Origin of the sequence: Agrobacterium larrymoorei (assembly GCF_037722385.1) — a bacterium.
GTDB classification, from domain to species: Bacteria; Pseudomonadota; Alphaproteobacteria; order Rhizobiales; family Rhizobiaceae; genus Agrobacterium; species Agrobacterium larrymoorei_C.
Genome location: NZ_JBBKAQ010000003.1, coordinates 149,491 through 169,331, shown reverse-complemented (window position 1 = coordinate 169,331; position 19,841 = coordinate 149,491). Strand labels below are relative to the sequence as shown.

At 56.4% G+C, this 19,841-nt stretch carries 31 protein-coding genes; 4 read left to right on the top strand and 27 right to left on the bottom strand.

What is annotated here, in order from left to right:
- Positions 1–181: 181 nt before the first annotated feature.
- The 4 genes from WKI41_RS06025 to WKI41_RS06010 all read right to left on the bottom strand — a co-directional run bounded on the left by WKI41_RS06025 (position 182) and on the right by WKI41_RS06010 (position 4,428).
- Entirely contained in the window at positions 182–1,003 is an 822-nt protein-coding gene (locus WKI41_RS06025) for a phage minor head protein (RefSeq protein ID WP_340192600.1), read from the bottom strand.
- A complete protein-coding gene (locus WKI41_RS06020) occupies positions 1,003–2,823 on the bottom strand; it encodes an anti-CBASS protein Acb1 family protein (protein WP_340192599.1) in 1,821 nt (606 codons plus the stop codon). Before WKI41_RS06020 ends, WKI41_RS06025 begins: the two co-directional genes overlap by 1 nt.
- Before the next feature lie 146 nt (positions 2,824–2,969).
- Complete coding sequence (locus tag WKI41_RS06015; protein WP_340192598.1) at positions 2,970–4,190, bottom strand: PBSX family phage terminase large subunit; 1,221 nt, start codon at positions 4,188–4,190, stop codon at positions 2,970–2,972.
- On the bottom strand, positions 4,168–4,428 hold the full coding sequence (locus WKI41_RS06010; protein WP_340192597.1) for a hypothetical protein: 261 nt from the start codon (positions 4,426–4,428) through the stop codon (positions 4,168–4,170). Before WKI41_RS06010 ends, WKI41_RS06015 begins: the two co-directional genes overlap by 23 nt.
- 170 nt (positions 4,429–4,598) lie before the next feature.
- Here WKI41_RS06010 and WKI41_RS06005 point away from each other — a divergent pair, with 170 nt between their 5' ends.
- Entirely contained in the window at positions 4,599–4,808 is a 210-nt protein-coding gene (locus WKI41_RS06005; protein WP_340192596.1) for a hypothetical protein, read from the top strand.
- A 210-nt stretch (positions 4,809–5,018) separates the two neighbouring features.
- On the opposite strand, the gene WKI41_RS06000 is transcribed toward WKI41_RS06005, so the two are convergent.
- From WKI41_RS06000 to WKI41_RS05890, 23 genes are all read right to left on the bottom strand, one after another.
- Positions 5,019–5,444: a hypothetical protein gene (locus WKI41_RS06000; RefSeq protein ID WP_340192595.1), complete on the bottom strand. Its 426-nt coding sequence runs from the start codon at positions 5,442–5,444 to the stop codon at positions 5,019–5,021.
- A 728-nt stretch (positions 5,445–6,172) separates the two neighbouring features.
- Complete coding sequence (locus WKI41_RS05995) at positions 6,173–6,706, bottom strand: hypothetical protein (protein WP_340192594.1); 534 nt, start codon at positions 6,704–6,706, stop codon at positions 6,173–6,175.
- A gap of 89 nt (positions 6,707–6,795) precedes the next feature.
- Positions 6,796–6,984: a CrpP-related protein gene (locus WKI41_RS05990; RefSeq protein ID WP_340192593.1), complete on the bottom strand. Its 189-nt coding sequence runs from the start codon at positions 6,982–6,984 to the stop codon at positions 6,796–6,798.
- A complete protein-coding gene (locus WKI41_RS05985) occupies positions 6,981–7,187 on the bottom strand; it encodes a hypothetical protein (RefSeq protein WP_340192592.1) in 207 nt (68 codons plus the stop codon). The genes WKI41_RS05990 and WKI41_RS05985 overlap by 4 nt, the downstream gene beginning before the upstream one ends.
- The gene (locus WKI41_RS05980; RefSeq protein ID WP_340192591.1) at positions 7,184–7,642 is read right to left on the bottom strand and encodes a hypothetical protein; all 459 of its coding nucleotides are present in this window, start codon (positions 7,640–7,642) and stop codon (positions 7,184–7,186) included. Before WKI41_RS05980 ends, WKI41_RS05985 begins: the two co-directional genes overlap by 4 nt.
- On the bottom strand, positions 7,639–8,109 hold the full coding sequence (locus tag WKI41_RS05975; RefSeq protein ID WP_340192590.1) for a helix-turn-helix domain-containing protein: 471 nt from the start codon (positions 8,107–8,109) through the stop codon (positions 7,639–7,641). Before WKI41_RS05975 ends, WKI41_RS05980 begins: the two co-directional genes overlap by 4 nt.
- Positions 8,106–8,594 (bottom strand): 5' nucleotidase, NT5C type, encoded by a 489-nt coding sequence (locus tag WKI41_RS05970; protein WP_340192589.1) that lies wholly within the window; start codon positions 8,592–8,594, stop codon positions 8,106–8,108. Before WKI41_RS05970 ends, WKI41_RS05975 begins: the two co-directional genes overlap by 4 nt.
- Positions 8,591–8,920 (bottom strand): hypothetical protein, encoded by a 330-nt coding sequence (locus tag WKI41_RS05965; RefSeq protein WP_340192588.1) that lies wholly within the window; start codon positions 8,918–8,920, stop codon positions 8,591–8,593. Before WKI41_RS05965 ends, WKI41_RS05970 begins: the two co-directional genes overlap by 4 nt.
- Positions 8,917–10,284, bottom strand: a complete 1,368-nt coding sequence (locus WKI41_RS05960) for a DUF4942 domain-containing protein (RefSeq protein ID WP_340192587.1) — start codon at positions 10,282–10,284, stop codon at positions 8,917–8,919. Before WKI41_RS05960 ends, WKI41_RS05965 begins: the two co-directional genes overlap by 4 nt.
- Positions 10,285–10,527: 243 nt before the next feature.
- Complete coding sequence (locus WKI41_RS05955) at positions 10,528–10,731, bottom strand: response regulator transcription factor (protein WP_340192586.1); 204 nt, start codon at positions 10,729–10,731, stop codon at positions 10,528–10,530.
- Positions 10,724–11,314 (bottom strand): hypothetical protein, encoded by a 591-nt coding sequence (locus WKI41_RS05950; RefSeq protein ID WP_340192585.1) that lies wholly within the window; start codon positions 11,312–11,314, stop codon positions 10,724–10,726. Before WKI41_RS05950 ends, WKI41_RS05955 begins: the two co-directional genes overlap by 8 nt.
- Entirely contained in the window at positions 11,283–11,639 is a 357-nt protein-coding gene (locus tag WKI41_RS05945) for a hypothetical protein (RefSeq protein ID WP_340192584.1), read from the bottom strand. Before WKI41_RS05945 ends, WKI41_RS05950 begins: the two co-directional genes overlap by 32 nt.
- A complete protein-coding gene (locus WKI41_RS05940) occupies positions 11,636–12,796 on the bottom strand; it encodes a DNA-methyltransferase (protein WP_340192583.1) in 1,161 nt (386 codons plus the stop codon). The genes WKI41_RS05945 and WKI41_RS05940 overlap by 4 nt, the downstream gene beginning before the upstream one ends.
- A complete protein-coding gene (locus tag WKI41_RS05935) occupies positions 12,793–13,137 on the bottom strand; it encodes a hypothetical protein (protein ID WP_340192582.1) in 345 nt (114 codons plus the stop codon). The genes WKI41_RS05940 and WKI41_RS05935 overlap by 4 nt, the downstream gene beginning before the upstream one ends.
- A gap of 73 nt (positions 13,138–13,210) precedes the next feature.
- Positions 13,211–13,831: a GIY-YIG nuclease family protein gene (locus tag WKI41_RS05930; RefSeq protein ID WP_340192581.1), complete on the bottom strand. Its 621-nt coding sequence runs from the start codon at positions 13,829–13,831 to the stop codon at positions 13,211–13,213.
- 36 nt (positions 13,832–13,867) lie between these two features.
- Positions 13,868–14,200 carry a hypothetical protein gene (locus WKI41_RS05925; protein WP_340192580.1) on the bottom strand — a complete coding sequence of 111 codons (333 nt, stop codon included), beginning with the start codon at positions 14,198–14,200 and terminating at the stop codon, positions 13,868–13,870.
- A gap of 592 nt (positions 14,201–14,792) precedes the next feature.
- Entirely contained in the window at positions 14,793–15,125 is a 333-nt protein-coding gene (locus tag WKI41_RS05920) for a hypothetical protein (RefSeq protein WP_340192579.1), read from the bottom strand.
- Positions 15,126–15,461: 336 nt separating this feature from the next.
- Positions 15,462–16,157 (bottom strand): hypothetical protein, encoded by a 696-nt coding sequence (locus tag WKI41_RS05915; RefSeq protein WP_340192578.1) that lies wholly within the window; start codon positions 16,155–16,157, stop codon positions 15,462–15,464.
- A complete protein-coding gene (locus WKI41_RS05910) occupies positions 16,157–16,345 on the bottom strand; it encodes a hypothetical protein (protein WP_340192577.1) in 189 nt (62 codons plus the stop codon). Before WKI41_RS05910 ends, WKI41_RS05915 begins: the two co-directional genes overlap by 1 nt.
- Positions 16,346–16,732 carry a hypothetical protein gene (locus WKI41_RS05905; RefSeq protein ID WP_340192576.1) on the bottom strand — a complete coding sequence of 129 codons (387 nt, stop codon included), beginning with the start codon at positions 16,730–16,732 and terminating at the stop codon, positions 16,346–16,348.
- 9 nt (positions 16,733–16,741) lie between these two features.
- Positions 16,742–17,215 (bottom strand): helix-turn-helix domain-containing protein, encoded by a 474-nt coding sequence (locus WKI41_RS05900; RefSeq protein ID WP_340192575.1) that lies wholly within the window; start codon positions 17,213–17,215, stop codon positions 16,742–16,744.
- Positions 17,212–17,520: a helix-turn-helix domain-containing protein gene (locus tag WKI41_RS05895; RefSeq protein WP_340192574.1), complete on the bottom strand. Its 309-nt coding sequence runs from the start codon at positions 17,518–17,520 to the stop codon at positions 17,212–17,214. Before WKI41_RS05895 ends, WKI41_RS05900 begins: the two co-directional genes overlap by 4 nt.
- Positions 17,517–17,729, bottom strand: coding sequence for a helix-turn-helix domain-containing protein (locus tag WKI41_RS05890; RefSeq protein ID WP_340192573.1), 213 nt, complete (start codon positions 17,727–17,729; stop codon positions 17,517–17,519). The genes WKI41_RS05895 and WKI41_RS05890 overlap by 4 nt, the downstream gene beginning before the upstream one ends.
- Positions 17,730–17,822: 93 nt before the next feature.
- Here WKI41_RS05890 and WKI41_RS05885 point away from each other — a divergent pair, with 93 nt between their 5' ends.
- The 3 genes from WKI41_RS05885 to WKI41_RS05875 all read left to right on the top strand — a co-directional run bounded on the left by WKI41_RS05885 (position 17,823) and on the right by WKI41_RS05875 (position 19,780).
- Positions 17,823–18,248, top strand: coding sequence for a helix-turn-helix domain-containing protein (locus tag WKI41_RS05885; RefSeq protein ID WP_340192572.1), 426 nt, complete (start codon positions 17,823–17,825; stop codon positions 18,246–18,248).
- Positions 18,249–18,607: 359 nt separating this feature from the next.
- Entirely contained in the window at positions 18,608–19,033 is a 426-nt protein-coding gene (locus tag WKI41_RS05880) for a hypothetical protein (protein ID WP_340192571.1), read from the top strand.
- A 456-nt stretch (positions 19,034–19,489) separates the two neighbouring features.
- Complete coding sequence (locus WKI41_RS05875) at positions 19,490–19,780, top strand: hypothetical protein (RefSeq protein ID WP_340192570.1); 291 nt, start codon at positions 19,490–19,492, stop codon at positions 19,778–19,780.
- The last annotated feature ends 61 nt before the right edge of the window (positions 19,781–19,841 follow it).

The window sequence follows — 19,841 nt, the reverse complement described above, 5'->3', positions numbered from 1 at the left end:
AAAAGCAATTCCGAGAACTGCGAACACTGATCCTCAACCAAAGCGCCAAGATTGAATCCTTGGCTTTGGCTGTGCGAACTTTGCAAAGGTCCGTGCAAGCGACCGATGCGGTCTGCATCTCGGAAGAAGACCTTGGAAACCCTGTGGACGTGCCAGACGACCTGAAGAAGTTTTTCCGCGACTAAAACTCCACCACGCCTCGCGCGATGCACCGGCAGTTGATTGGCTGCCCCGGCGGCAACCCACCTTCAGCTCCCGTCGCCTGCCCCCATTTATATGCCCTGCCATCAAGCTGCTTATGGCGCTCTCTGACGCGTTCGTCGTGGCTTGTGGTCCACTTGTAGGACGTGACGCCTGCCTGCTCCTGCCGGATGCGGTTGAGGTCGCTCGTTAGCTTTGCCGTTTGGTCTCTCGCGATCAGCTTCGCTCGCCGATCCGATATGCCAAAGTCCTGCACCAACGCCTTGCGCAGCGTCGTCACCGAGTCGCCGGCGATGCTGTTCTGATAGACCGTCTGCTGGATCCGCTTGATCGTGTCGTCTGCCAGTCCGGTAATCAGCGATGCGTTGCGGGCTGCAGCCGTAACCAGATAGTCGGCCAAGTCTTCCTGCTGCACCACCGCGGCCAGGTTGATGCCCAGAGCGCGGCGGGCGGTGTCTATGAACGTTGATGTGTGCCGCTGCGCCTCAAGATCGAGGATGCGGTTCACAGTGTTAGTTGCTACCCGCGTCAGTGCCTGCGCCAAGGCATTCACCCGACCAAACCAGAACTGGTCTGCATCGGCCACCAGACCACTCTGTGTACGCTTCTGAGCCCTCTCCGCCTCGTACAGCGGGATGATGCTTTCGGGCGTCTCTGCGGCCATCCGCGCGAGCATGGAGCGCAAGGCCGAGTAGTAAGCCTTTTCTGCCGACAGCCTTGCCTCAATGATCGGAAGCTCTGCCGACGTTCCAGCCTTACGCCCCGCCCGCTTGCCGAGCTTCGACATGGAATAGCGGAGCATCATTCCTCTTTCAGGTTCTCAGACCAGTCTTCCTTGATCTCTTCGAATAGCTCCGGCCCAAGGATGATCTCACCTTGGTAAGGCTCTATCTCTGCGAGGGCCGGTGATTCCGGATCGTAGCTGATCGTGATGTGCGGCTGATATTCCTCGTGGTCCCACGATGCGCCAGCCGCCTTCATCGCTTCATGCCGCCACTCAAGCTCGCTGGCCTTGAACAGCAACACGCGGGCTTCCCCGAATTGCTCCATCAAACGCGGGCCACCGGCAGCAAGCTTTAGCTCGCTCTGCCAAGCCTCTCCGATCTTCATCCAGTCAACCGGACTACGGCTGTAGGCGATCGTGACATGCAGATCGTCGGCTGGAAGCGTGGTCTTAAATCCCTGCTTCTTCGCCCACGCGATGAGATCGACGGCGTTCTTGACCTTGCGTGACACATAGAGCGTACGGGGCGCGGCATCATTCGCGGCTTGGCGTTGCTGAGGCTGCTCCTGATTGTCTTCCTCGTCGTCTTCTCCCTGGCCGAGATCGAAATCCTTGCCGGTCTCTTCCATCGCTTGGTCAAGGCCGGGATAGAAGCCGCTCTCCACAAGCTGATTGCCTACTACCTTGCGAAGCTCTGGCTGCGTGAAGATTCCTGTCCGTCCGAGAACTTCGGCAGTCTCAGCATTCATCTTTCCGATCTCTGCCTGTTCCTTCTCGCTCATCTGTTCGAGCGGCGCCCAAGTATAGAAGATTTCAGGCGGGCGAGAACCAAGAGCAGAGCGGATCAAGCATTCATCGAGCCGGTACAGTGCCGGCGTGATTTCGAGCGTCTGAAGAGAGGCAATCCGGTCATGGTAGTTCGCCATGCTGTGATCACCGTTCGACCCGAGGCCAGATGGTGCCGTGCCGAGGAACCGCGTCATCGGGATATCGGACGCACCACAGAACTGCTGCAGGAACTGCTGCATGATGTCGGGCAATGTGGCGAAAGATACCGTTTTGCGTTCGTATTCCTCGTCCTTGTCGAGGATCAGCGCGCGGTTGATGCCTTTTGCCGTCGCTGCCAGCATGAAGCGATCAAGCAGGCGCTGTGAGTATGTCGGGTCGGCCAGGCTTGCCATGAAATCTGGGATGCGAAACACATCGACGTTGGCCTCGAAGACTAGTGACGCAATGTTCGCAGCCGTGGCGTCGGCGTTCTTCATGGCCGAATACATGGCCTCCAGAACGCTATCGCCCCAACCCTGATTGACTCCTCCGGTCAGGAACTGGTCAGCCTGAGACGCGCCGATGAACAATGCCAAGCGTGAAGGGTGCAAGCGCACCATCGAGTTCTGACCGGTGACATCGTAATAGGCGGGCTTGCCATAGAACTCCGACGTCACATCCTGGTCGATCTCACCGGCGGCCACATCGCGGCGGCTGAGTACGGTCAGATAGCGAACGCCACCCTTCTGCATACGATTAGGGTCAAGCGGTTCCGCAAGGTTGTTGTCGCCAGTGCCGATATACAGAGCCGCGCCACCCCATAGCCGAGCCTTGATCAAGGCCTCAAGCAACTTCTTCCAGAAGCCCAGACGATTCTGCTCTGCCTCAATAAGTTCGATCTGGTCCTGTGGCGCCTGCCAGTCCCTGCCCTTGCGCACTGCGTCCAGAGCCGGGATGTCGACAGCCTTACGGCCCATCCAGTTTGAACGATAGATGTTGGCGATCTGGACCTCATCCAGGATGTGCATCCCGTATGTCGTCAGCGCCATCTTGTCGCGCATCGGGTCGCCAAGACCTGATACGACAGAGCGCAGGCTGTCGTTCATCGGGAATTTCACGACGTTACCCATTGCGCTTCTTTCCGATCTTTGGCGGGTTCTTCACGATGTCTCTGGCGATCATTGGCAGGGCTTTAGCCACACCCTTTAAGCCAGCCTGTTTCCTCGCCTCAGCGAGCATCCGCCGGCGCTCTTCACAAGGTCCACAGGCCATGCGGTTATCCAACGTTGGAAAGCGTGTAATTCGACCCGCGCAGCCCCTCGACCGCATATCGCAGGGCGTCGATTACGTGGTTGTTCTTGTCATTCAGTAATGGCAACACTTCGTCAGTGACCGGGTCAGTCTTCCAAGAGTAGAGCGTCAACTCATCGACCATGTGCTTGCACCGCGGGTGGACGACGATGTCGTAGCTCTTCAAGAACTCTATCCCGTCCTCGACAGAGCCTGCACCCTTCTTCGCCGGTTTGATGCGCGTGTATCCATGGCGCTTCATGTAGTCGATCGTCTCAGGACGGGCGCTGTCAGCCGTTATAGGCCAGTTGCGCGCCATCTTGAGGTTGTCTTGGTCCAGCCTGTCGAAAAGATCGGGCGTGCGGTCTATCTCGCAGCCGACCTTATAGACCTCGCGATCCACGAAAAGAGTGCGGCCCATGATGAAGCACCGCACCAGCACGGTAGGGTCGATCGAGAAGCCCCAGTCGGCGCCAAGGTAGAACCTAGCGTCGGCTGGCGTATCGAACTGTTCAACCTTCCAGTTGTGAAAGACCCTCGCCTCACTGTTGCGCAGATACTCGCCAAGCCAGATATGCCGGTACTTGTCGGGGTCTCTGCTGGCGTCCCACTCCATGTCCTCGCGAAGCACATCCGGGAAGAACGGGTTTAGGTCCCAGTTCACCCTGCGGACGATAGATCGCGGCGGCGCCCCTGATGGCAGTCTGAACATCGAATCCACCGGATCGCTCTCATGACGAGGGTTCCAGGTGAACCAGATCTCCGAGCCATCCTTACGGATTGTCGGACCAAGGTTCGTCAGGCTCGATTGCGAAACCGTCGTGGCTTCTTCCACCCAGGCGATGTCGATACCTTCCAAGGACTTGATGCTCTCCACGTTCGAACGCAAACCAGCGAATACGAAGTGCGAACCATTCGTGCCCTTGATCTCCGTGTCCGTCGACCGGAAGTATTGGCCGAAGCCCATCTCGCGGATCTTGTCGTCCAGTAGGCGCTTGACCGAGTCCTTAATCGACTTCTGTATCTCGCGAGCACACAGCACGCGGATCGGCTTCTGCCTTGCCTTGATTACCAAAGCCGCAGCGAATGCGTGAGACTTGCCAGACCCTCTCCCGCCGTAAGCGGCACGGTATCGGATCGGGGAGCCATCCGGCATCCGCTCATCGAACAGAAACCGGAATGCTCTAGGTATCTGAACTTTCGCCATCATCCCCTACGAACTCGACAACGAAGTGGTTCTCAGTCACCACAGGCTTGTCGGCGTCACCAGTGTGCATGACGGATTGAAGTTTCGGGTGCATGTAGGGCGCCGCGTCTTTTGCAATTGCCGCTGCTGCGTCCCATTCCTCTTTCTTGAAGTGCTCATCCATGGCGCGCAGCATGACCTCAAGGGGCGTTGTTCTGCCCGAGGCTATAGCATCCTGCGCAGCCTTCGTAGATCGCACTGTACGGGCTCCCTTGGGTCTGCCAGAGCCTTCTCGTTTGCCACCGCGCATGTTTGATTTCCGGTTTGATTAATATTCAACAGGGGTAGACGGCCAAATACCCGCTCACCCCCCTTGGCGGAATCGGCTCGCTTCTTACACTCGGTTCTGCCAACAAGAGGAGAACCCGCATGGCATTTATTCATCTCAACAGAACGAATACGAATAACAAGGTGTCGATCAACGTCACCCACATCGTGTCAGTGCAGCCGGGGAACCCGGACACCATCGTCCAGACGGCAGTCCCATATACTGGTGGTGGGCTCCAGTACCTTGTTAGCGATAGCTATGACGCCGTGCTCAAAATGATCGAGACAGCTCAGGTTTATGGGCCGCGCTAGCCCTCTCCCGCTCTTGCTCTGTGGTGGTCATGGGGTGGGCGGCCATGTGCGTGACCGTCGGCACTTGTCGGACGCGACAGTCTCAGCCTTGCGATCACTGCAGCCTTTGGCGCGATAGTGATCTACCCATGCTTTGCGCCGCGCACCGTCGTTCTTGAAGCTTGATACGAAGGTTGGCATCGCTCTCTCCATGTGGGTGAGTGAATGGGGTTAGGCGGCAATGGCCCTCTTAACAGCCTCAGCCACATCGAATGTCTCGATTCCGCCTTGCTTACTCAGGTACACGTTCGCATAGATCTTGCCGTCGCCCTGCTTGCCAAACGGAATGTCCATTACCGAATGATAACTGCCATGAGGCAGACCAAGCTTTCTCGCTGCCGCCTCATACAAGTCTTGGAAGATCGCGTGGCCAGCACAAACTCTGGTGAATTCGTTTAACCATGCCTCGCCCCGCCGCTCGCACTGATCTTTCCAACGATCCGCAAGCCGCTGAAGGTTTTGGCGGTCTCTGGCTGGAACCGCGCACTGCGCTCTACGGTGCATGGATGCATACCGAGCGCGCAATTCCTTTAGCGCCGACTTCAGCTCATCCTCGTTCATCGCGTCGATAGCGCTATCATCCAGGCGCATCGTCATGCACATCTCCTGAATCGGTTCAGCCCCACCTTGTTACGGGCTGGGCTGTGAAATGCTAGCCGGGCACTTGGTAATCAAAACAGATGGACAAGGCGGCCCGGCATGCCAGTCTTATCCGTCGCGCCCTCTACCGCCTAAGTCGTCGGATCAATCGAGGGTAGCCGCTTTCGCGCTGATCTCTTGCCTCTCAAAACACGTTGACTATCAGATAGGCCGTGTTTTGAGTGTCATGGGTGGTGGTCAGGAAGGCAGGGCGTTACCCCTGCATCCAGCCAGAACAGTAGGTTTCCTCTGGCAGGTGAGCTCTCTGCTGCCGGTTCCTATCTCTCGGCGGGCTTCCTGATTTGCTGCGAGGGCCACACGCTACCGTGGCAGCGAACCCGAGAGGACTGTTGACCCGGCACGTAGCCGGTATACGTCCCGCACTTCGGACAGCTAGGCCGAGTTCGCATACTGCCATTGCGACAATGCCGTCGCCGCCTCGCATTACGTTGCCCTGATGGGCGAATTCAACAGGAAGGTCATGCCCCCTGCGTGTTGATCCCGTGTCCCTAATCGCTGTCGCAAGGTTGACCGCGCATCCCGCGCTTCCGGCACGCCCGCTAGGCCCATCTGACGCCCTAGCACCTCGCCTCTTTCGAGGCCTTCCTGATTTGCTTGCCAGTGTGTCTGCCGACAGCTGGTAGACAGCCCAACCGTCGGCAGCACTGGCGACCCTTTCGGGATTGCTATGCCGCTTCGCGTTTCCGAGCATGTCGCTCGCGCCGTCTGGCGTTTTGAGCCTCAGACCACGAAAAATCCTGCAGGTTTGCGTCAAACCCTAAAATCGGTCTGGCATCATCTGCGCGCCAAACTCCGATGTTGGACTTTTTATCCTCGATTTCCGGGTGATTTGGCAAGTGGTCGACATCGTGGTTTTCGTTATGCTGCAATGGCTTGCGGGCGAAAGCTCTACCAATGCATTCGATTGCCGAATTTTTCCGCCAATCTCCTGCCTGCCTGGAAATGCCTTCTTCCTCTCGACACCACTTTGAGAAGGCTTTGCCGCCTGCTTCGGACATGGCCCAAGCCCACAGTGCACGGCGCTTCTTTTCGCATGGAACGAGCTTGATCACCTCAAGGGCGGCATCCCATAAACCCATGTCGTTGGTCGTATTGCGTAGATTTTCTGGGTTCAGCCACTTCCAACGCCACTCTTCACTTTTCGTCTTTTCGTCCCAGCCGTTGATGTCCGCGATGTCGTGGACGTATCCATGGTTCATCGCCTTCAGCGCCTTCGGTCTGCCGGTATCCGGTAACTTGCGATCGACTTCGGCCGCGCGAATGAAAAGCTCTATAATCTGTCCTTCGTTCATGCCGCACCTCGCATCGCGTTTTCTATGGTCCATCCCAAGTGCCAGGCGTCATGCTTGGCCGACCATTCTTCGATAGTCTCCCCCGTTGCTGCCGGCATGTTCTCGCTCTTGAGATACGGGTTGTCGAAGAACGTTCTTCCCATCGCCCGTGCTGTTGCGCCCTGATTCTGAATGTCCTCGTTCATGCTGCCTCCTGCCAAAACATCGCTTTCGTGATGCCTTCTTCGCCGTCGTACAGATGACCATCAACGAAACGGATAAGCCCCTGCGGCGCGTCCCACCAATATGGCTCGGTGAAGCGCATTGGCCGATGGATTGTGCCGTTCTCAGTCTTGATCCGCACCGGAACGTCATGGGGCGCGGTATCAATCGTTTTCCATTCCGTCATGCCGATCTCCTGTCATCCAAAAGGTCCGGCTGCTTCGCCATCGCACCGAACGTTCGCTTCATTCTCTCGTATACCATGCCACCCAGCGCGTGTCGTTTCGATATGACGCTGTCGAGGTCCAGAGCCCAGTATTGAAGCCATCCCAGCGGGAGACTGTCGAAGAAGGCAAACCACGCAGTGACGTTGTTCTGCACCAGATCAGGGAAGTTCTTCTCTGCGGCTCGGATCATATCGGACACAAGCCACAGGGAGGTCTCGTCAATGAAGGCTTTGTTGTTGGCTGTCTCTGCCAGGGTCATGACCACAAAACGCGCGTGGTCGTCTCCATAGCGGTTTCTGATGCGGTCCAGCGTTGCTATTGCCCTCGTTTGCCCGATGGCCGGCATCACATGCGCTGGCACCACCTGAATGTCATGCTTTGCGAAGATAGCTTCGGCCTCCGGGTGTTGCTTCATCCTGCCCTCGCCTTCTTCTCCCGCCATTCCTTGGCAGACTGGCTCTTGCACTTCAGCCGACCGAGATGAAACAGGATCGTCGTGTGGTTTTTGTTAATGAGCTTGCCGAGCTGGTTACTCGACAGATGCGGGAACGCCTCATGGGTGGCGCGCATGATTATCTTGCGCGCCTGGGCGAGACGATCGGTGCGCGACTTGGAGCATATCTCTTGGTAGCTCACGCCGAGATTGAAGCACTGCATCTTGACGAAGCGCCGTGAAGGGCTGACATCGTGCAATGCCTCCTGATAGGCATGCCAGGCCAAGACGTGATTCCGAGGCTCCCGGACTGCCATGGCGAGCGTCGGCGGCGCGTAGTAACGCGGTTCCCGTTCTGTTGCTTTGGCGTTCCCGAATGTGCGCTGGCGTACAGCCTTTGCGTTGGCTCTTGCTCTTTCCTCGTAGGTAAGGGTGACGTGCTGGTTCATGCTGCTTCCGCCCTTCTCATCTCGGCATAGAGACGATCCTTGGTGTCGGCGAAGTTGGTGTGATGGATTCCGAACCCGCCCTCTTCTCGCCAAGCCTTGATGTTGCGCTCGAAGTCATCAATGAGGATGTCACCACGCGAGTGCATGAAGAGCGGCTTATTGCGCCCGCCCATGACCGGCAGGATTGTGCAGGTGCTGGAAAGGTGCTCCCTCACCCACTCGCGCTTCTGACGCGCTACGTGAGCATAGTTCGACTTCGGGCAGGCTGTGAGAATGATCGGGTTGGCCCAAGATATCCGGTCGAAGAATTCCTTAGCGCCAGGGCATTGCGGCATGTCGCGGAAGTATGAGGGGTGAGCATTGATCTGCGCCCACATGTCGTCATCCAACATAGTGCGATGATCGATGCCGAACAGCGCCGGGAAATGCGCGTCGAAGTCAGCCATGACGCCATCGAGGTCAAGATATACGTTTGGTCGTTTCATGCGCTCACCCTCTCTCCACCCTTCCGAGCCTTGCGCTCTACAGGGACTTGCTTATTGCTGCCCTTGGCTTTGACGAAGGGAGATAGATTGAAATGCGCGTCGGCTGACGCCTTGGCGGCGAATACAAGCTCACCGTCGCGACGCATGACGCGCTGCTCGACTGAGTACAGGACACGCCAGGCGGCGACCTCTGCGGCAAGCTCTGTGGCGAACTTGGCAATACCGCCGCGGTTCTTTACCTTGCGATATGCCGCCGCCCACACAGGCTTGTAATGGGCCTCGTATTCATGGCCGCATGGCACGGCTTTTGCTGCGCTCTCATTCATGCTCGCGCCTTTCCAATTGTCATGATGCCTGTGGCGACGTTCGTGCCAGCCTCTGAGAAGCTTGCAGTGGGTAGGTCTTCCCATCTGCCTTTCAGCTCCTGGTGATCGTAGTAGGCGGTCGCAGGAAGCACGGCGACGAGGGTGCCGCCTGGCTTCAGAAACTTCAGCGCATGATTGATATGCTTGACGTAGTGCCTGCCGTAGAAAGGCGGGTTCATCACCACGAAGTCGAACTCTTCACGCGGCGGCTGTTCAAGAAAGTTGCCGGTCAACACGTGGTGACCTTTAGCCCTCGCTTCGGCAGCTCGCCCGGCGTGCACCTCAATTCCAAACGGCCTGCAGTTGCGGGCGCGGAGCTCGTCCATAATCCGGCCATCCCCGCACGAAGGCTCGAGAACGCGATATGGCTTCATCTCGTCGCCGGTATAGCGGGGCTTGTAGATTCCGGCACGATCGCAGAGTCGCTCAGCTACCGTCTCTGGCGTCCAATAGAACTGGAGATCCTTAGAAACAGCCGTGCTAGCTTTAGGCTTGGCGTCGTCCTCTTCTGCATCTGGCAGAACGTCGCCATAGAACTCAGCAAGCGCCCTGTTGATGTCGAGCAAAGCGTCCTTATCGAAGATGACGTGGGCATTGCCATTCTGGAACTTGCGGATAGTCAGGCCGCGGTTGGGTGCCCTGGTCTCTATCCCGTCATTGTCCTTCGTAATGCAATGAGACCCGTCAAAGACGATCTCTCCAGCCTTCGGGCCGCTTGCATAACTGTGATAGGCGTCGAGAGCTGAAATCTCAGCATGTGTCGCCAGCGTCTCGCCTCGATATGCCGCCAGAGCATTGATGATGTCTCTGATCTTGTCGCGCCCGTATGAGCCGTAGCCGCCGACGTTGGAAACGATGACGCGCTTCGGAAGGCCGCTAACGCCAACCTTGACCTTGCTGTGAGATTTGTAGGCGTGATCAAGCTGACTGAATACCTCCGCCAGGCCGCGCAAAATATGAAAGCGTGGGCGCATCAGGTAATCACCGAATGTCGCCTTCGCGTTGTCGAAAGTAAGTTCCGGCGGGTTCTCGAATGTTCGCTCAAACAGGCGCTTGTCATCGGCGCTGGCAATCTGGTCAATCTGGCAGCGGTCATAGATAGCCCGCCATCCAGACTTCAGCAGAGCAGATTTCACGTCGTGCTCACTCACATGCGGCGAATGCCTGGAGATGCTGCCGCCGAACTTGCCGCCAATGCTGGCAGCCATTTCGAGCGACCGCCATGATTCTTTCATGGCTTCGATAGCCGCGGGAGCATTTGCAAGCTTTTCCTCATACTCTTCGATGAGGTCTGAAACGGTTCTCTGTCGTGCGATCTGGTTCATCACACCAACCTCCCCTGGTCATAAGGATTGAGTTCGGTGAATGTGGTCACTGGATCCACCCTTCACGAATTGCCTTGGCTACAAGGGCGGTTTCCTTCGTGACGCCGGCTCTGCGACGGCACACCACTAGAAGGTCGTTCACCTTATGCAGCTTGACGCCCCACACATGAGCGATTTCCTTTGCGTGCTTCCCTTCAGCCAGCATTGACACGCATTCGAGTTGGCGAGGTGTAAGCGGGCAGGTCATTCTATCCATCCTTTCCGCAAAGCCATGGCGACGAGGCCGTGCCGATTGAAGGTGCCGGTCTTCTGAAATGAGGAGCGGACGTGCCGGGTGATCGTCATTTCGCTGCGATCAAGCTCGGCGGCGATGTCCTTGTGCTCCATGCCGTTTGACAAGAAGACGAGGATGCGCATCTCAGCAGCGGAGAGAGGGCATTCAGACATGGATCACCACCGACTTGGGAAGATGCTCTCGGTTAGCGCCCCATATTTGAGCGTCAGTTTCAGCGCTGCCCGGCGGCCCATACATTGAGCCTAGTCCGGTATCGACGGGACCGAGCGACCAGAACCAGACGGAATATGGAGCGTATTTCCTCGCTCTGGTTCGCGCCTGAGATTGATCGATCGTCGCGTGTTCGATGAAAGCGCGCTTTTCCTTGAATGCTTGGTTGATCTGGCGTTCCCGGTGATCGACCCATGGCCGATTGACAGGCTGATACGAGATAGCCTTCGGACGGTTGGCGGCCTCAATACGCGCCTGCTCGCTGCGAACCAGCACGGCAAGCTCTGGAGCTTTGGGGCAAAAGCTCTTGCTGGCGTCCTCTATCTTGCCAGAGCGGAGATTGTTGACGGTGTTCCATATGGCCGTCTCGCTGAACTCTGAAAGCACGTCGGCGTAGAGGCTCAGGATAGCCATCTGGCGTTCGCGAGGGTCGCCATCGGCGCCATCGTTCGATGCTCTGACAGGCAATGCCACCCAAAGGGATTTCAGCGCCTCAATGGTTGATGGTCGAAAGCTTGCGTTCATAGTAGCCCTCCATCATGTCTGTTGCGAAATCTGCCATGTCGCCTGTGCGGCGCTGCGGCGGCTGATGCGGGTGGCGTTGGCCTGTCTTCGCGAGTTCGTTGAAGTACCAGTTGGCTTTGAAACCCTGCCAGTTCATCGAGATTTGCATTTCGGCCGCTGCAACGGGATTGCCTGTGATCTGGTACTCCTTCACCAGAAGCTTGGCGGCGTATCCTGTGAGCGGGGCCTTCTTCGTGTGCCGGCGAAACTCGACAATGGCTTTTGCAAGCTCGTCACCGAGAACCGGCGCAAGGTGATCAAGGGCGTCTTTCTCTGGTCCGGTCATGCTGCGCTCCCTGCGAATAATGGGCCGTGATCAACCTGTTTTGGCTGCCGCTGCACCTTCCATTCCTTTTCGATCCGCCGGCAGGTGATGTCTGCGTACTCCGGGTTGAGTTCGATCAGCTGCGCCGAGCGACCGTGACGAAGAGCAACGAGGGCCGTTGTGCCCGCCCCACCAAATGGGTCGAGGACTGTTCCACCCTTTGGGCAGCCTGCCATAATGCAGCGCTCCGCAAGCTCTGGGGGGAACGTGGCGAAGTGAGCATCTGAAAACGGCTGAGTAGCGATATTCCACGCTTCTATCGGCGCTGGCTCGTAGTTGCGAAGATTTCGCCCGTTGGCCTGCTGTTCAGCCTTGGTCATGTCGTCCCACTTATCGCGGAAGCCTTCATGCTCCCGCTCATGGCCACGCTTCTTGACGCGCTTTTCTCTGCTGCCATCTTCTTGGTACCGCCAACCTACGCCGGTACCGCCTACGGCTTTCATGTTGCCGTTTGTTTTTCGCCCGCCATTAGCTCGCGTCGAGCCGGTCTGGTTTTCGATGTCCTGAGAAAGGCGCGATACACTTGATGCCGCCATGTTCTGGCGCACCGCGTCCTTGTCGTAAAAATACCGAGGAGATTTGGTGAGCATGAAAATCTTCTCATGGCTCGTCGCAGGGCGATCACGGATACTCTCTGGCATCGGGTTGGGCTTTGCCCAGATGATCTCCGATCGAACCCACCAGCCAGCCTCCTGCAACGCGATGGCGAAACGGTTTGGCACCATGCAAAGGTCTTTCGCCTTCAAAACGCCTTGGATGGTCGAGAATGGCTTGTCGCGAAATGTACGGTCATCATTGCCGGTTGCTTTTGTATCGGCGGCGCTGCGCCCGTTCGGCGTCGTCGCGTAGCAATCGCCGTAATTGACCCAGCAAGTGCCGGTCGGCTTCAGGATGCGGCGTACCTCTTCGAAGACAGCCACCATGACCTGAAGATGTTCTGCTAGAGTAGGCTCAAGGCCGATCTGACCTTCGACGCCATAGTCACGCAAACCCCAGTACGGAGGCGATGTCACCACGCAGTCAACAGAGTTGGCAGGCATAGAGCGCATCACTTCGATGCAGTCGCCGACGTGAACCAAGCAGCGGCCGTTCAGTATGTCTCTGATCTGATGGCTCATGCCGGTACCCCGCTCGCGATCGATATCGCCCAATCCTGCGCTTCAAGCGCACTGCCCAGGCGGATCATCTTCCCGCCGCGCCAAAAGTCGTTGAAAGCCTGTTGATTGCTGTTGAGGGCTTTGCCGTAAGTCGTGCCGTTGGTCTTGCATTCGACCAGATAGTTCTTGCCCCGGAAGCCTATGAGCAAATCGCATGGCTCATTCAGCCGGAACACAGAGAACCCGCACTGCTCAAGCGTGCTGACGATCTCCGGTTCGCTTGCGTCTCGCTTCGCCGCGCGACGTGCAAGGCTCATTCCTCGCTTGGGCTTGACCCCCTTTTTGTATGTCGCTGGCTTCATCGCGCTTTCCTTTTCTCAAACCTCAGACGAATCCATTCCCAAGCCCGCCTGAGCAGGCTTTTCGTCAGCCGTTTCATGATTTCCTCGCCGCTAAGAGTTTTGCGGTGTGCTCGATGGTTTTGATGAACCTGGCCTGATTATCGTTCAGTCGCCCTTCCGCCTTCAGACAGTAAGCGTACTTGAGGCGCAGGTTCCGGTAGACTTGGCCGGACACATCTTTCATCGCAGTTGACTTGTGCCAGAGGCTGGCGCCCTGAGAGACTGGAAGCTCACAAGAGACCATTACTCTGTCGCGCGCGGCCTCAATCGTATCACCCATCCCTGCCCACTCTCGGCGGACAAGCTCATTCAGGTAAAACCGGCTCTCTCGGACGATGTCTTCCGAGAACTCGTCATCTGGAGTTGGGTAAGGCGGTTTCGACGTGTTCGAGGGCCAAGCGGTCGTGTCCATCTCAGCAATTGCCTGGATGTCATCGGGCGAAAGATTGAACCACTCTCTTGCGACCCTCTGAGAGTTGAATGTGCGGTGAAGATGCTTTTCGAACGCTCTCCCGGCTTCGATCTCATGAACGACGTCAAAGCCTTCAGGAAACGCAGTGCCGAAACTATGCAGTCGTTGCGCGAGGTTATCTGTAAACCCGATCTTGACGAGACCGTTCTCATCTCCGCGCCTTCTGATCACATATACCGTCATCGATCCTCACCTATGATCCAGTCAGCCAATTCCGCCTTATGCTTCGCCTGGGCGCGCCACCGCTTGGCGATCGACAACCGCTTCATAAGCGGCAATCTTCTCATCCAGCGCAGCCAGACGGGTGCGCAGTTCTTCTTTTTCACGTCTGCTCTCCTCGATTAGAGCGGCCCGTAGGGCGTCCATTTCCTCGCTATCGATCCGCTTCGCCGTTCCTTCCCAAATCGATCGGGCACGACGTTGCGTGAAATCCTTGGTCACTCGCGGAGAAATGAACCGCACTGCGTGATAGAAAACGTTGTCGAGCTTCCCGTAACGGGTCAGCGAATAGGCCGACCGCATAGTGTCCCTCGCTTCTAAACTCGGAGTCATTATCTGCTTCCTGCTACTCGTCTTGGGGCGACAACCCACGCCCTTGTGATCAGAACCCAACACCTTGTCGTTCTCCTGTGGTTCACTGTGCTTGTTGATGAGACACAGGAGGCCCACAGATGAGCCGTTCTAAAATTGAGGGAGACATCGAAGCTGACGCCAATCAGTCAGATGAAACCCTTTCGCCCGACCTTGAGGGGTTCGAGCCTTTCTCGGTTCCCCTCGCTGCTGTGATTGCAAAGCTGCGAGGGAAGACGTTGGTTAAGGTGCGGGCTGGGTCGAGAGAGAAAGACACCAGCCCGCGTTGAGCGCGCCGCACGCTCAAGCCACTCGGCCAACCGGCCAAGATGTAGATTTATGCTTGTACGGATCGCCGCGTCGGAGAGTTTCACTGCGCTGGATTGTGAGAGATTTGAGCGCAGCCGCTTCCGAAATTCCGAAGTATTTGGCGATCTCGACGGTGTCGTAACCGCGCTTGAAGAGATCGTATGAGGTGGGGCCGTGCTTCATTCGCCCGACCTCAGAATAGCGATGAACATCACGGCCACGGTCGCGCCGGCCATCATGGATGGGATGATGATAAGCATGGTGCTCATGCCGCCAACCGCTCACGGTTGATGCGGTCTACCTCGGCCATAAGCTCGGCTTCGATTGCCTGTGTATCGAAGTAGAATTCGTCCTCCGAAACCTCATCGACCCAATCAGAATAGAAGGTATCCGCGTCATGAAGCCGATGGTCGCCATCGCGCACCTCCATCGCCTCACCGAAGCGCTTGACCTCAAGGAGGCCAACAACATCAATGCGAACCAGCCCCGTCTCAACATCAAAGTCATGGACAGGCCAGAACTCGCTATCGCCGCAAAAGCGAATAAAGAACGGTTGCGGAAGGCTGTTGATGTAATCCATGCGAAGAAGATCACTCATGACGCCCTTCCCTCCTGATTTGATGAAATTGATTTCAGCCGCGCGCACCGAGTGCAGAAGTTTTCAATCTGCTCATCGATGGACTGGACGTGGCCTTCGCTGCATTCGACAGCGGGTCGGAATGTCGCCTGACGTGCCTGGCGCGATGCTTCGATGTGAACGGAGGTCATGGCCTTCCCTCCTTGAGCCCGTGGATTTTGACGAGCGCCAAAATGGACAGATAGAAGCCAAGCTGTTCTCGTGTTGGCCATCCCTGGTTCACTTCGAAAACGAAGTTGATTGCCGTGAGAACAAGCGCACCTACGAGCACCTCAAATGCGACAGATAACAGGGCCTTCATATGCTCGCCCTCACCTTGAAAGGCTGCTGACCATGCTCGACAAGAATGGCGTCGATCTTCTGGATGAACTTCTGCTTGGGAAACGAGCCGAGGCATCGGAACCCCGCAGCAAGCATTTCAGCGTGCGTTCTCGTCTTCGGGCCAGCTTTGCGAGCTACCATTCTGCCGTAAGAGGTCACATACACGCGCTCAGGCTTCGTCTCGCCGACATGCTCCCAGCCGCTTGCGCGATATACAGAACCGGTGTGACCCTGCCAGCCGTCGGCATACGTCACGAGGCAAGGCCAACGGAGGCGGTCGATCAACTTCAAGCTTCGCGCGATGAGAAACGAACACGCGTTCTTCGGAGCTTCAGGGACAATGACCATTCTCGAAAGCGAGAGAACTCCTTCCCAGTTTTCAGAGAAGGTTGCTTGAGCTGCAGTCTTGGTCGGCGGTATCCACCATACGATTCCGAAGCACGCGTTGTCGAAAATTTCCCCCTTGCGGAAAAGGCCGTGAAGATAGGTCGCCGTATTCGATGCACCTTGGCTGTAGTGGAAAAGCTCAACGAGGTTTCTGGCTACGTCCAGCGATACCGAGCGAACCTCCCAATCCTGTTTTCTCAGACGGTCGGAGTAATCAGCTTGCATAGCGTCTATCGCGCTGCGGTCGTGGATGTGACGGTTGGGGGCTTGGAGTGAGGTGTCCATCATGGCGCAACCAACCCAAGCTCGATGCAGGCCGCCGCGCCCTTCATCGTGAGGAAGTTCCAGCCATTGCATCTCTGCACGTGGTCGGTCCTCATAAGCTCGTCGCGATCAGTCTTGCTGATCAGATCACCGTCCCATACGAGACCTTTGGTGGCGAGATGCTTGAGAGTTTCGGTTCTGTCAGCCATTTACGCGCCGCTCCCACAGTCCTCGAGGAAATGGATGGACGGCGACGGTTCAACACCAGTGGCGTTCTCCAGTCGGGCCTTGCCCTTCACTGCAGAGATTTCGCCGCCGTCCTTACCCTGCTGCTGCGGGGTGTTTGCGAATGGATGTTCCGGCACAACGTAGTGCTGCCAAGCGATCGGCGTTTCAGCAGCCGTGCAGCCAGACCAGCGCGCAAGGAAACCTTTGTCTTCATGAACCCAGTACGACCGCTTGACCTTGCCGTCTGCGAAAGCCAGCCAGACCGGCGCGACGTGGTACTCACGCTTCGTGCGCTCTTTGCCGTCTACAATCGTTGTGGTGATCTTCTCTTCGCCGCGTGGTGCGGCGGTAATGTCTGTGTTCCACATAGCAAAACCTCAGAACGGAATGTCGTCTTCGGAAAGCTCGACCTTCTGGGGAGCGCCGATTTCGATCTGTTGAACCTTGGGAGCGTCGGCCATGAATGCGTCTACCGATTCGAGAACGACAAACATCACGCCGGGGTTAAGCTGGGAGAGGCGCTGCGCTTCTTGCAACGCGCTTTCCTTTGTCTTGTGCATGTAGTTCGGAGAGCGCTGGTAGACGCCGTAGATCATCCAAAACTTCGCGATGCTTTCCGTGCGCTGCGGTTCTGCATCCGCTTCTTCATCGCTTTCGCCGGCGAGATAGGCCAACGTGCACTTGAGCGGGCCGCAAAGTGCCTGAATGGTCGCGAGGCTTGGAGAACGAGACTTCCCCTTGATGATGTCTCGCACAAGCGATCGGTTTGCCCCGATCTCGTCAGCTACAGCGCTGGCATTGGTGCCAAGAGCATCAAGGCGCGACTGGATGCGTTCTGCCAAAGTGCTCACGATTGTGCCTCTCTCTCGAAGAGGTCTCGAAGAAGAAGGGCGGCGGAGCCGTTAGGGTTCTCGTATCCACGCTCCCAACGGCAAACGCTGGACTGCTCGACGCCGACCACTTTGCCGAATTGCGCTTGGCTCATCTTCATCGACTTGCGGAGACGCTTAATTTGATCAGGCGTCGGAAGATTCGAAGTGTCCCGCGATGCCCCAGGTTGAACAACTGGCCCAAGGCTGTCCTGCGTAACGTTGACCGTCAGGTTATCTCCGCTGACGATTACGCGAGCGCCGTTGATCTCGAACTCGATGATCATACCGCTGCCTCCGGCTCTCCGAAGACGTCGGGACGAAGTTCATGAGGTGGAATTTCTGTAACCTTGGAAATCGAATGGACTTTCTCCGCCGGGATGCGGCGGGTGCCGTTCTCGTATCGGTGCCACTGGACACCGCTCACGCCGACGAGTGCGCCAGCTGCTTCAATTGTGAGAGAGCGCTCGGTGCGCCAGTTTTTGATCTTTTCCATACTGGTAAATTACCAAAATGGCAATTTCTGTCAATATCGAAAATTACCATTTTGGCCATTCGCTCTGAATTTTCTCAGGCGTAAATTACCGTCATGGATAAAGCGCAAAAAAAATCTAAGCCTGAAGGCATCTTCATCGAAGAGTTGATGGAGGCCAATAAGCTTAAGAACAAGGATGTGGCCGAAAAAATGGGGACCACAGACGCGACGATTTCGCGTCTGCTTAACGGCCAGCGCGGCATAGACCTTGACTGGCTTCACAAGTTTGCAAAAGCGTTGGATGTCCCTTTATGGAAGCTTTTCAGAAGACCGGGTTCTGATGAGCCGACGTCCCCAGAGGCCGCGCTTCGATCCGCTATGATCGCCTATGGTGTAGACCGCTCACAGCTTGGGAGGGCCGTTCAGATCGTCGCCACCTTCAGGACGACCCAGGCAGCCGAGGAGCAATCAGAACAAAGCCAGTCTGATGATCAATCTCAACACGCCAATCCCCGCCATGAAGTAGTGCCATCAAGGTAGAGATTTCAGCAGCCTTCCGCTTAATGACGATTTCCGGCGCAGCCGGGATGTCCGCGCCGGCTGCTTTAAACAGTTCCGCGACGATCTCTTCATTCTTGGTTTTGTACTTGGGTCGAATGCGATCGTAGATGCGAGACATTTTCTTGCTCCGCCACTCAAAAACAAGAACCAATAGTGAACAAAAGAAAGTGCTTATGCAAGGTTGTCTGCGCCTTGCTTTTAATCATCGAAAGTAAGCCTTTGATTCATTCGGGGAATATTTTTTAGCGTTCTCGAATGAAAAGCCAACTTTAGCCGGATCCGAGCCGATCGCATTATCCCGCCTCATCACTGCACCGAATATTGCCAGGACATCAAAAATGAACGACCCACTCGATGACATCGCTCAAGTGATCGAAGAAGCTCTCGGCATGATCCGGAAAGTCAATGCTTCATTGGAGGATCATAGAAGCGATACCGCTAAATCTCTCAAGTCAGTCGCCACTTTGCTGACCGACGCGACGAACCGGATATCCGATGCAAATCAAAGCCGGATGCTCACCGATTTCATGTTGAACGCTTTGATCGAAGAACTGGTCAAAAAGAAGATCGTAAGCGGCGAAGCCGTTGCTGCGCGTTTTTCAGCGAACGTTCAAAAGACCGCTTTCGTTTTTGAGAAACATTCTCTTGCTCAAGCAAAGATGCTTGCAGAGCATTTATCCCATCCAGGCTATCCCGATGAGCTTCCGCGTCCGCGAGGGTTCGGTCCAACGTTGATTGTTGATAACGATCCAACTGATTCATGAGATTCCCTTTCTCTACCTAACCAAAAGAACGTTGATGTTCTGAAAATCTTTGGTTTTGAAGGATGGTGAGGGAGGGTTCCAGCCATAGCTTCCCCCTACCCCATGGACTATGTCCAAGAGGCGGGGAAACCATGGCTAAGTCCTGAAGGCCGGAGCCGGGATGGGACACACGCCAGAGGAGCTATTCGCTTACCTCGCCCTGATTTTCTGGCAGCGCACTTAAGAGCTTTCGCTTCCCGCGCCGTGGGGTTCACCAGCCTGGGAGTTGCACCCGGTCGCCCATCACTTACCAATACCGATATTCCCCAGCCCGCCCCCTCGTCAACATAAAATTACCAAAACGGCAATTTTCTATGTTGACATAAATTACCAATACGGTAAGTTCTTCTCACCAGCCCACCGACTGAAGCTTCCTTTGGAACGACGAAACGGAAGGCTCCAACGAGGAGAGAGACGATGACACTGGTTCTTGGACACTTTGAAGCAATCCGCAAAGCTCGCCATCAGGCAGAGGTCGCACGTCCAGCGGTTACTGACGAAGAGTTTTGGTTCAACGACTACACCGACGACATGATCGCAATCATCCGCGACCAATCTTTCATGACCGTTGGCGGCTTCTGGACTTTCCCGCTCACTCACGAGGACCGCGAGCTGATCGTCGCTTACCTGCTTCGTTGCCGGGAAGCCGAAGAGGATGATCGTGCCGAGCGCCTGCAGAAGTTTAAAGCCCAACAACTCGCCGCCTGATCGCGCTCGGCATCCGTCTTCGGGCGGATATCCAATTCGATCTAGCCCGCACGGTCGGGCA

Coding starts and splice junctions, on each gene's coding strand:
- WKI41_RS06025 (WP_340192600.1), bottom strand. CDS start 1,003: ATGCTCCGCTATTCCATGTCGAAGCTCGGCAAGCGGGCGGGGCGTAAG.
- WKI41_RS06020 (WP_340192599.1), bottom strand. CDS start 2,823: ATGGGTAACGTCGTGAAATTCCCGATGAACGACAGCCTGCGCTCTGTC.
- WKI41_RS06015 (WP_340192598.1), bottom strand. CDS start 4,190: ATGGCGAAAGTTCAGATACCTAGAGCATTCCGGTTTCTGTTCGATGAG.
- WKI41_RS06005 (WP_340192596.1), top strand. CDS start 4,599: ATGGCATTTATTCATCTCAACAGAACGAATACGAATAACAAGGTGTCG.
- WKI41_RS06000 (WP_340192595.1), bottom strand. CDS start 5,444: ATGACGATGCGCCTGGATGATAGCGCTATCGACGCGATGAACGAGGAT.
- WKI41_RS05995 (WP_340192594.1), bottom strand. CDS start 6,706: ATGAACCATGGATACGTCCACGACATCGCGGACATCAACGGCTGGGAC.
- WKI41_RS05990 (WP_340192593.1), bottom strand. CDS start 6,984: ATGAACGAGGACATTCAGAATCAGGGCGCAACAGCACGGGCGATGGGA.
- WKI41_RS05985 (WP_340192592.1), bottom strand. CDS start 7,187: ATGACGGAATGGAAAACGATTGATACCGCGCCCCATGACGTTCCGGTG.
- WKI41_RS05980 (WP_340192591.1), bottom strand. CDS start 7,642: ATGAAGCAACACCCGGAGGCCGAAGCTATCTTCGCAAAGCATGACATT.
- WKI41_RS05975 (WP_340192590.1), bottom strand. CDS start 8,109: ATGAACCAGCACGTCACCCTTACCTACGAGGAAAGAGCAAGAGCCAAC.
- WKI41_RS05970 (WP_340192589.1), bottom strand. CDS start 8,594: ATGAAACGACCAAACGTATATCTTGACCTCGATGGCGTCATGGCTGAC.
- WKI41_RS05965 (WP_340192588.1), bottom strand. CDS start 8,920: ATGAATGAGAGCGCAGCAAAAGCCGTGCCATGCGGCCATGAATACGAG.
- WKI41_RS05960 (WP_340192587.1), bottom strand. CDS start 10,284: ATGAACCAGATCGCACGACAGAGAACCGTTTCAGACCTCATCGAAGAG.
- WKI41_RS05955 (WP_340192586.1), bottom strand. CDS start 10,731: ATGTCTGAATGCCCTCTCTCCGCTGCTGAGATGCGCATCCTCGTCTTC.
- WKI41_RS05950 (WP_340192585.1), bottom strand. CDS start 11,314: ATGAACGCAAGCTTTCGACCATCAACCATTGAGGCGCTGAAATCCCTT.
- WKI41_RS05945 (WP_340192584.1), bottom strand. CDS start 11,639: ATGACCGGACCAGAGAAAGACGCCCTTGATCACCTTGCGCCGGTTCTC.
- WKI41_RS05940 (WP_340192583.1), bottom strand. CDS start 12,796: ATGAGCCATCAGATCAGAGACATACTGAACGGCCGCTGCTTGGTTCAC.
- WKI41_RS05935 (WP_340192582.1), bottom strand. CDS start 13,137: ATGAAGCCAGCGACATACAAAAAGGGGGTCAAGCCCAAGCGAGGAATG.
- WKI41_RS05930 (WP_340192581.1), bottom strand. CDS start 13,831: ATGACGGTATATGTGATCAGAAGGCGCGGAGATGAGAACGGTCTCGTC.
- WKI41_RS05925 (WP_340192580.1), bottom strand. CDS start 14,200: ATGACTCCGAGTTTAGAAGCGAGGGACACTATGCGGTCGGCCTATTCG.
- WKI41_RS05920 (WP_340192579.1), bottom strand. CDS start 15,125: ATGAGTGATCTTCTTCGCATGGATTACATCAACAGCCTTCCGCAACCG.
- WKI41_RS05915 (WP_340192578.1), bottom strand. CDS start 16,157: ATGGACACCTCACTCCAAGCCCCCAACCGTCACATCCACGACCGCAGC.
- WKI41_RS05910 (WP_340192577.1), bottom strand. CDS start 16,345: ATGGCTGACAGAACCGAAACTCTCAAGCATCTCGCCACCAAAGGTCTC.
- WKI41_RS05905 (WP_340192576.1), bottom strand. CDS start 16,732: ATGTGGAACACAGACATTACCGCCGCACCACGCGGCGAAGAGAAGATC.
- WKI41_RS05895 (WP_340192574.1), bottom strand. CDS start 17,520: ATGATCATCGAGTTCGAGATCAACGGCGCTCGCGTAATCGTCAGCGGA.
- WKI41_RS05890 (WP_340192573.1), bottom strand. CDS start 17,729: ATGGAAAAGATCAAAAACTGGCGCACCGAGCGCTCTCTCACAATTGAA.
- WKI41_RS05885 (WP_340192572.1), top strand. CDS start 17,823: ATGGATAAAGCGCAAAAAAAATCTAAGCCTGAAGGCATCTTCATCGAA.
- WKI41_RS05880 (WP_340192571.1), top strand. CDS start 18,608: ATGAACGACCCACTCGATGACATCGCTCAAGTGATCGAAGAAGCTCTC.
- WKI41_RS05875 (WP_340192570.1), top strand. CDS start 19,490: ATGACACTGGTTCTTGGACACTTTGAAGCAATCCGCAAAGCTCGCCAT.